This is a genomic window from Acinetobacter sp. SwsAc4, assembly GCF_013391535.1.
GTDB lineage: Bacteria > Pseudomonadota > Gammaproteobacteria > Pseudomonadales > Moraxellaceae > Acinetobacter.
Map to the genome: position 1 here is coordinate 40631 of NZ_JACAXC010000023.1, position 9805 is coordinate 50435.

General features: G+C 39.9%; 7 protein-coding genes and 1 pseudogene. 6 read left to right on the forward strand and 2 right to left on the reverse strand.

The features are described from left to right. Positions 1–22: 22 nt before the first annotated feature. A complete protein-coding gene (locus HYG88_RS11270) occupies positions 23–1951 on the reverse strand; it encodes an ATP-binding cassette domain-containing protein (RefSeq protein ID WP_178883122.1) in 1929 nt (642 codons plus the stop codon). 210 nt (positions 1952–2161) lie between these two features. Here HYG88_RS11270 and HYG88_RS11275 point away from each other — a divergent pair. From HYG88_RS11275 to erpA, 5 genes and pseudogenes are all read left to right on the forward strand, one after another. Continuing rightward, positions 2162–2808: pseudogene (locus HYG88_RS11275) on the forward strand (putative solute-binding protein); the annotation flags it as partial. Positions 2809–2971: 163 nt separating this feature from the next. Beyond that, entirely contained in the window at positions 2972–3973 is a 1002-nt protein-coding gene (locus HYG88_RS11280; RefSeq protein WP_087537340.1) for a putative solute-binding protein, read from the forward strand. A gap of 215 nt (positions 3974–4188) precedes the next feature. Beyond that, entirely contained in the window at positions 4189–5196 is a 1008-nt protein-coding gene (locus HYG88_RS11285) for a putative solute-binding protein (protein ID WP_178883123.1), read from the forward strand. Positions 5197–5478: 282 nt separating this feature from the next. After that, a complete protein-coding gene (locus HYG88_RS11290) occupies positions 5479–6483 on the forward strand; it encodes a putative solute-binding protein (RefSeq protein ID WP_178883124.1) in 1005 nt (334 codons plus the stop codon). Between the two features lie 122 nt (positions 6484–6605). Further along, entirely contained in the window at positions 6606–6941 is a 336-nt protein-coding gene (gene erpA, locus HYG88_RS11295) for an iron-sulfur cluster insertion protein ErpA (RefSeq protein ID WP_004675453.1), read from the forward strand. 57 nt (positions 6942–6998) lie between these two features. Here erpA and HYG88_RS11300 read toward each other — a convergent pair whose 3' ends face one another. After that, complete coding sequence (locus tag HYG88_RS11300; protein ID WP_178883125.1) at positions 6999–8126, reverse strand: anhydro-N-acetylmuramic acid kinase; 1128 nt, start codon at positions 8124–8126, stop codon at positions 6999–7001. A 61-nt stretch (positions 8127–8187) separates the two neighbouring features. Here HYG88_RS11300 and tyrS point away from each other — a divergent pair, with 61 nt between their 5' ends. Further along, a complete protein-coding gene (gene tyrS / locus HYG88_RS11305) occupies positions 8188–9420 on the forward strand; it encodes a tyrosine--tRNA ligase (protein WP_152630146.1) in 1233 nt (410 codons plus the stop codon). Positions 9421–9805: the final 385 nt, after the last annotated feature.

Below are 9805 nucleotides of genomic sequence, written 5' to 3' on the forward strand. Positions count from 1 at the left end.
AAAAGAGAATTAGGCATTTATTTTAAACTTCAAAAGAACTTTCTAGCTCTTCAAGCTCCATCATCAACTCTAAGAGTTGTTCTTCGTACTGTTCCAGCTTAGATTTTAGCTCATTTTGTTCATTCATTAGCTTGATTAAATCATCTTTACGATGAGCTTCATACAGAGTGCTGTCTGCTAATTCATTTTCAATTGCAGCTAAGCGTGGCTGAATCTTTTCAATTTGAGTTTCAGCTTTCTCAATATTTTTTCGAATAGGACGAGTTATTTCACGACGACGAGCCGCTTCTTTACGTTGCGCTTCTTTGTCAACTTTAGCTGCTGTATTTTGAGATGCTACCGTTTGTTGCTGTACTGCATTCTGTGAATTAATGAGCTGTTGGCGCGCTTCACGTAACCACTTCGCATAGTCTTGTAAATCACCCTCAAACTCCGTACATTTTCCTGCATGCACTAAAAGTAGATCATCACAGACACTGGCGATCAGTTGACGTTCATGTGAGACTAAGACCACTGCACCATCGAAATCTTGTAGAGCCATACTTAAAGCATGGCGCATATCTAAGTCTAAATGGTTGGTCGGTTCATCTAGAATTAAAACATTTGGGCGCTGCCATACGATCAGCGCCAAAGCTAAGCGGGCACGTTCACCACCTGAAAAGCTTTCACACGGCGTATCCATACGTTCGCCACTAAAGCCAAATCCACCTAAAAAAGCACGCAATGCGGCTTCACTGATCTTTTTGTCAGCAATACGAGCCAATTGTAGCATTGGACTGGCATTGGCATCTAAAGCATCCATCTGGTGCTGAGCAAAATATCCAATATTGAGTAATTCTGAGGCTTTACGTTCGCCAGCAAGTAATGGTAAATCACCCACTAAAGTTTTGATCAGCGTTGATTTACCCGCACCGTTCATCCCTAGTAAACCAATACGAGAACTTGGAGTAATTTGCAGACGAATTTTTTCGGCAATGATTTTATCGCCATAACCAATAGTCGCTGCATCTAAACTCAGCAAGGGTGAACTCATTTTGGTGGGTTCACGGAAGCTAAAGGTAAATGGTGTATCGACATGGGCAGGCGCAAGTTGTTGCATGCGTTCCAACTGTTTGATACGGCTTTGCGCTTGGCGAGCCTTAGTTGCTTTGGCTTTAAAGCGATCAATAAATTTTTGCAGATGGGCGCGTGTCTCTTGTTGTTTTTCAAAAGCCTGTTGTTGTTGTGCTAAGCGCTCGCTACGTGTCGTTTCAAAGGTAGAGTAGTTGCCTGTATATAAGGTTAACTCTTGATTTTCAATATGAAGAATATGATCCGTAATTGCATCGAGAAAATCACGGTCATGCGAAATCAGGACCAATGTTCCTTCATAGGCTTTAAGCCAATCTTCTAGCCATAAGATGGCGTCTAAGTCTAAATGGTTCGTTGGTTCATCTAATAACAGTAAGTCTGAACGACTCATTAAGGTGCGTGCTAAGTTTAAACGCATCCGCCAACCACCAGAGAAGCTTGCGACATTTAAACGGATTTGATGGTCAAGAAATCCTAAACCTGCCATTAATTGCGCTGCTTTAGCAGGTGCTGCGTAACCATGAATTTCATCAAATCGACCATGTAATTTGGCTAAATCATCATTACTCAGTTGATCTGGATGCGCTAATTTTTCTTGAATGTCCCAATATTCTTCGTCACCAGACAAAACAAAATCAATTGCTGGCATTTCTAAGGCTTTAATTTCCTGAGCCATGTGTGCCACAGTCCAAACTGCTGGACGAGTTAGATTCCCTTCATCTGCAACCAAGTCACCTAAGAAAGCAGCAAATAGTGTTGATTTGCCTGCGCCATTCACGCCAGTAAGACCAATTTTCCAGCCAGAATGAAGCTGCATCGATGCTTTTTGAAATAGAACTCGCCCACCACGGCGTAATGAAACTTGGTCAAATTGAATCATGAGTATGCAAAATAGCGAAGAGATAGCTGCATTTTAAGGTGATCGCCCATGAATGCAAATTTTTATATTACAGATCAAACTGATCGAATTAAATCATTCTACCAATAAAAAATAGAGTAAAAGCTCTATTTTTGTGATGTAAATCAGATTATTATTTAGTTTTAGTGAAAAATAAGCAACAAGATTAAAAGTATAGTGACAGGATTAGGGATGAACAAAGCAATTCTTGCCGTGGGGGCAATGCTGATGTTGGGGGAAGTATGCAGGTCAATGCAGATACTAAAATTTGTGTTTTTGACTTGTTGGGAAAATCTGGCGAGGCCTATAAGGCGATGGAGGAATGGGCTTTGGCGGCCAAAACATGGCGCAGTGACATCACTTTACTGGGTTATCAAAATGAAGCTCAGGCCCAGAATGATTTCGAGCAGGGCAAATGTGATGGCGTATACATGACATCTATGCGTGCGCGAAGTTATAACAAATTTGCAGGTTCTGTCGATGCGATTGGTGCTGTACCGAGTTATGCAATTGCACAAAAAGCCATTAGTTTTGCCTTAGATAAGCGTAATCAACGTCGTCTGACCAGTAGTATAGGTAATCAGGTCTACGAAGTTGTCGGTATATCACAAATTGGTCTGGCCTATATCTTTGTAAAAGATAAAAACGTGAACAGCATTGAACAGATCAAGGGTAAAAAATTTGCGGTGTTGGCGTATGACGAAGCACAAAAAATCGTTGTTAAAAGCTTGGGTGGGCAAGCGGTCCTTTCGGACATTTCGGATATTGCCAAAAAGTTTAACAGTGGTGAGGCCGACATTATGGCGGCACCTGCTTATGCCTACAAGCCACTGGAACTATACATAGATATTTTATCAATGAGTAAAATGTGATGAGTACTATTAAAAATCAGTAAAACCCGATGTATGTAAATAAAAGGACTAGGCTTTTAGTTAAGATCTGACTATATTCGTCTCTCGGTGGTGGAAAAATATGCAAAAACAGCAAATAAGGGAAAACAAAATGAAAAAAGGACTTTTGGCATTGAGTGCTGCGACTCTATTTGTCATGACTACTCCTGTACAGGCAAAACAAGAAATTTGTGTATTTGATCTATTGGGAAAAGCTGGCGAGTCTTACAAACTTGTTGAAGAGTGGAAGCTTGCCTCAAAAACATGGCAAGCTGATGTTGAGCTGATCCCTTATCAAGATGAAGAAAAAGCGGAGAAAGATTTCGATGCGGGTAAATGTGACGGGGTTTATATGACGTCGATGCGAGCTCGTAAATATAATAAATTTGCAGGATCTGTTGATGCTATAGGCGCGGTGACTAGCAATGCGATTGCCCAAAAAGCAATTACTTATGTGCTTGATAAGCGTAACCAACACCGTTTAACTGCAACAACCAATGGTGAGAAATACGAAGTTGTTGGTATTATTCAAGTTGGCTTAGCCTATACTTTCGTTCGCGATAAAAATATAGATACGATTGAAAAGGCCAAAGGCAAAAAATTTGCGTATTTACATTATGATCAAGCGCAAAAAACGATTGTTGAAAGCATAAATCTTGTTGCTGTACCCTCTGATATTTCAGATTTTGTGAAGAAGTTTAATAGTGGTCAGGTTGATGTAATTGCTGCACCAGCATATGCATATAAACCTTTAGAAATTAGTAAAGGTTTAGCAAATGGCGCATTATTTAATTTTCCAGTTGTGAACATCACGGGGGATTTAATTATTCGCCCTGGGCAATTCCCAAGTGGTTTTGGTACCCAATCTCGACAATGGTTCGTGAACAAATTGCCAAGTAACTTCGCAATGGTACAGCGTTTAGAAGCGGGTATGAATGCGAAAAGAATTACATTGTCTAGTGAAGATAAAATTCGCTATCAAAAAATGTTGCGTGATGGACGAATGAACTTGACCAGACAAGGAGTCTACGATGCCAGCATGATGAACGTCCTCAAACGAGCACGTTGTACGGTTGAACGCACTAACTTTGAATGTTCTTTGAGTGCCGAATAGTTATAGTTTTGTTCCTGAATTTATAAATTGATTAACGAAAGTCATCACTTATCACAAATATGTTTATGAAAATAAGTGAATGAGATAAAACAGGACAAAAAGTAAACATTATTGACATAAAAATAGAGCACAAGCTCTATTTTTTTTTGAAAAACATGATTAATATTTGCTTCGAACAAGGAGACAAACATAAAGTTTGTGGAAGGATGAAAAATATGAAAAAAATTGCGTTAGCTGTTGCAGCAACTTCGATCTTAGGTGTATCTGCTTCTACTCAAGCAGCAATTGATGTGTGTGTATTCGACTTATTAGGAAAGTCAGGTGAATCATACAAAATGATGCAGGACTGGGCACTTGCAGCAAAAGGCTGGGGCGCTGATGTAAACCTTCTTGCAATCACAGATGAACAAGTCGCTGATAATAACTTTAAAGCAGGTAAATGTGCTGCTGTAGCAATGACAGCAATGCGTGCTCGTCCATATAACAAGTTTGCGGGTTCTATTGACTCTTTAGGTGGTGCGCCAAGTAATGAAATCGCTCAACGTGCGATTACTTATGTTCTAGATCAACGTAATGCAGCAAAAATGGTAACTAACCTTGGTGGTAATAAATACGAAGTTGGTGGTATTGCTCCATTAGGTGCGGCTTATATTTTCGTGCGTGATAAGAGCATTAACTCAATCGAAAAAGCAGCGGGTAAAAAATTCGCAGTATTGGGTTATGATGACGCGCAAAAAATTATGGTACAACGCGTAGGTGCACAAGCTGTACTTTCTGATATTTCTAACTTTGCTGCTAAATTTAACAATGGCCAAGTAGATATGGTAGGCGCTCCTGCTTATGCATATAAGCCATTAGAGTTGAGCAAAGGCTTAGGTGCTAACGGTGCTATGTTTAACTTCCCAGTATTACAAGTGACTGCGGATCTTGTGTTACGCCCAGAAAAATTCCCAGCTGGTTTTGGTCAAAAATCTCGTGATTATTTTGTGAAGCAACTTCCAAAAGCTTTCGCAATGATCAAGCGTTATGAAGCTGAAATTCCAGCAAAATACAAAATGAACTTAACTCCTGAAGACAAGTTAAAATATCAAAAATTAATGCGTGATGGTCGTTTAGATATGACTAAACGTGGTATTTATGATGCTAGTATGATGTCAGTATTGAAGAAAGCACGTTGTTCAGTAGACAAAGCGAACTTTGAATGTGCATTACCTGGTGAATAATCATCAAATGCTATAAAAGTAACTTAAAGCCTAGATTTTTCTAGGCTTTTTGTTTTTAAGTGCTTGTCATTTAAGTCATTGTCTTTATATAGAAATATCGCAATCATACTCTTATAAAAACAAATGAAATCGAGAAGATTTAAAATATGTTTTAATCAGGAAGATTAAAAACGACTGTATTTAAACATATATTCATTTGAAGACCTTATTAGGATAGAACGTTGCTCTTCATATACGTAAATGTTTCGCAACAAAACAATATAGATGCAAAGGAAAAATAATATGCAATGGTTTAAGCCTTTACTACTTGCGACAGGCATAGCAACTGTCTCTGTCGCAGCTCAAGCAAAACAAACAATGTGTGTATTTGACATCGTAGGTAAAAGCGGCGATGTATATGCATTAATGAAAGATTATCAGCTTGCAGCTAAAACTTGGGGTGCAGATATTGAACTCAAAGTAGCGACGAATGAAGCTGTAATTGCTGAAGATTTTAAAGCAGGGAAATGTGATGGCGTCAGTATCACAGGTATGCGAGGCCGACAATTCAATCCATTTACAGGCTCATTAGATGCAATTGGTGCGATCACCGACCTTAAGCTTGCTGTCAAAGTGATGCAAGGGTTAGCCAGTCCAACTTTTGCCAAAGCGATGGTGAATGGCAAATATGAGGTGGCTGGTGTGATTCCGATTGGTGATGCATATTTATTAGTAAATGACCGTAATATCAATACCGTTGCCAAAGCGGCAGGAAAAAAAATTGCGGTTTTAGACTATGATGAAGCACAAAAAATTATGGCTTCACAAGTGGGTGCTCAAGCTGTAAGTTCAGATATCACTAATTTTGGTGCTAAATTTAATAATGGTCAGGTTGACATCATAGGTGCACCTGCTGCCGCGTTTAAACCATTAGAACTTTACAAAGGTTTAGGTACTAAAGGGGCGATTGTCAATTACCCAATCTTGCAGGTGACAGGCAACCTGATTATCCATCCTGATAAATTCCCTGCTGGTTTTGGTCAAAAATCAAGGGAATGGGTGAAGGCACAGTTACCACGTGCTTTTGGCATACTTGGCAAGATGAAAGCGGATATTCCACAAAAATACTGGATGGAAGTTCCTGCGGCTGACAAGCCTGGCTACCAAAAGCTGATGCGTGAAGCGCGTATCAACCTGACTGCAAAGGGCATTTATGACAAGCGTATGATGAAATTGCTATGGCAATTCCGTTGTCGTGAAGATGCCAAGAACTTTGAGTGTGCGCTACAGGATGAAAACTATAAATAATCCTGTAAAAAGTCTTTAAACACACTTTAAACTTCAAATACAGACCCGATATTGAGTATGTTATACTAAATATCGGGTCTTTTATTTTTTTAAAGACATATTGAAGTCTGAGGAACATCATCATGAACGCCCAAGCTCTTGAATTGTCAGATAATGCTGCCAAAAAAGTTCGCCAGTTACGCGAAAGTGAAGGGAATAACGATCTCATGTTACGCGTTTATGTCACGGGTGGAGGGTGTTCTGGATTCTCTTATGGCTTTAATTTTGCTGAAAGTGTCAATGAAGATGATGCTGAATTCAGCAATGGTGATGTAAAAATGCTGGTTGATTCCCTGAGCTATCAATACTTGGTTGGTTCAGTGGTTGATTATCTTGAAGGATTGGAAGGTTCCCGCTTCGTGGTGCAAAACCCGAATGCAACGACAACTTGCGGTTGTGGATCATCTTTCTCGATTTAATAGATTCTAATGATAAAAAAGCTTCTCAATTCGAGAAGCTTTTTTATTGCTTTAATTTTAAACAGCAGTGATGGTTCCCAATATACGATCACCTGAAGCGCCTGTCACAGTGGGTAAATTCCCACTCAGTTGTTCAACGAAACGCATGGCTAACCATGCAAACGCCGTCGCTTCGACCCATGTTGGTGCTAAGCCAAGGGCATCCGTGGTTTGTACTGACCAATTGTGTTTGCGTAAGCGCCAACGTAATTGTTCCAATAAATAAGAATTATAAGCACCGCCGCCACAAACGTAGAGTTCGCCTGTTTCCATGCTAGAACGATAGACTGCTTTTTGAATTGCTCTTACGGTAAGTTTCAGTAAGGTCGCTTGAATATTTTCAGGCGTATCTTCGAGTTCGTCATAGGTTAAATCATTGCGCCAATCGATCAGTTGATCATCTAACCAATCAATATTAAAGTCTTCGCGACCTGTACTTTTTGGAGGTTCTTTCGAAAAGTATTCGTGTGAGTGCAATCGATCTAATAGGGAACGTATTGGATGGCCATAAGCAGCCCAGTCGCCATTTTCATCATAAGGATGTCCTGTATGACGATGACACCATGCATCCATTAACATATTTGCAGGGCCTGTATCAAAGCCATAAACACCGTCAAGGTCATTTGCAGGCAACATACTGACATTGGCAATACCGCCTAAATTCAAAATGACACGATGGATACTGTCATGCTGAAACAAAGCTTGATGGAAAGCTGGTACTAAAGGAGCACCCTGTCCACCAGCCGCCATATCACGACGACGAAAATCAGAAACCACAGGGAGTTGAGTAATTTCAGTGATGATATTTGGATCACCAATTTGCAGGGTAAAGCCATGTTCAGGGCGATGGCGAATGGTCTGCCCATGTGAACCGATGGCCTTAATTTGGCTACGATCTATATTGTTTCTTTCAATCAGCGTATTAATGCCATGACCAATCATTTGTGCCAAAGCGACATCGGCTTTACCCATACGGTCAATTTCATTGTCGCCAGGAAGCGTTAAAGCCATTAATTCATCGCGTAATTCAGGCTCAAAAGGCACAGTCAGTGTGGCATGTAGTGTTAAAGGGTCAAATGAACTTGCAACAATATCAACACCATCCATGCTCGTGCCTGTCATTACACCAATATAGATCGCGCTCATATACAACTTATCCTGCAAGATGCTGAAAAAATGTTAGTATATCGCACAAATTGAATAACTGATGTGTTTAGGTTTTGTGATGTCAAATTTCTTGCCAGCCGAAGAACAGCTTGCTCTCATTCAACGAGGCACGCACGAGATTATCTCTGATGAAGATTTATTGAAAAAACTGAAAGAGAATCGTCCACTCCGTGTAAAAGCAGGCTTTGACCCAACGGCTCCTGATTTACACTTAGGACATACGGTTCTAATCAATAAATTAAAAACCTTCCAAGATTTGGGACATGAGGTTACTTTCTTGATTGGTGATTATACCGCCATGATCGGTGATCCAACAGGCAAAAGTGCAACACGTCCGCCGTTGTCGCAAGAGCAAGTACTTGCCAATGCCAAGACTTATCAAGAACAAGTTTTTAAAATTTTAGATCCAAATAAAACCAAAGTTCGTTTTAACTCAGAATGGTTTAGCCAAAAAACTGCAGCTGATTTAATTCAATTGGCAAGTCAGCAAACTGTATCACGTATGCTGGAACGTGATGACTTTACTAAGCGCTATAACAACCATCAACCGATTGCGATTCATGAGTTCCTCTATCCATTGGTACAAGGTTATGACTCGATTGCGCTTGAAGCAGATGTTGAGTTAGGTGGAACAGACCAAACCTTTAACTTGCTCATGGGACGTACTTTACAAGGTCGTTATGGTCAAGAATCACAAGTCTGCATCACTGTACCAATCCTTGAAGGTTTAGATGGCGTCAATAAGATGTCTAAATCTTTAGGCAACTATATTGGTGTATTTGACACTCCAGGTGCAATGTATCAAAAAATCCTGTCAATGCCAGATAGCTTGATTGAACGTTACTTTGATTTACTGAGCTTTAAGTCACTTGATGAAATCAAAGTCTTGCTAGATGAAATGGCTGCGGGTCGTAACCCACAAGAAATCAAACGTATCTTGGCGCTTGAATTGGTTGAACGTTTCCATGATGCAGAAGCGGCTGAAAATGCACATAAGAGTGCAGGTAACCGTGTAACTGAAGGTGAAGTGCCAGAAGATACACCAGAAGTGACGATTTCCCGTGGCGAGTTTGGTGGCGAGTTATTTATTGCAACCATTCTTCGTGTTGCTGGTTTAAACCCAAATGCAGCTGCTGCAAAAGATGCCGTGGGTCGTGGTGCGGTTAAAGTTGACTGGAATGTGGTTGATATGAGCTTCTCTGTAAAAGAGAATGTCACTTTAATCATCCAATCGGGTAAAAAAGCGATTGCTCGTGTGACTTTTACTGATTAAATCACAATGGAAAAAATAAAGAGCAGGCCATTAGCCTGCTTTTTATACGTAAATAGCTGATAAAAACAACGAAAACACTAATTTTGTAGAAAAAAGAAACATGCAAAAGAAAATAATAAAAAAGGGGGTTGTGTTGGGAGAGGAATGGTGTAGAATGCACATCCATCGGCGGTGATGCAGATAAAAACTTGTTGAGAAACAAGGATTTGGCTAAAGTAGTTAGGTTCTTGGGTTGATTGGTAGGTTTTAAAAATATCGAAATTACCTGTTGACTTTAATTTAGATTAGAGTAACATAGCCGACCTAGCTTGATGATGACGAATCATCGAGAAGATCATTAAGAGAATAGAAGAACAACTTGTGTGGATTTTTACTGATTGATCGA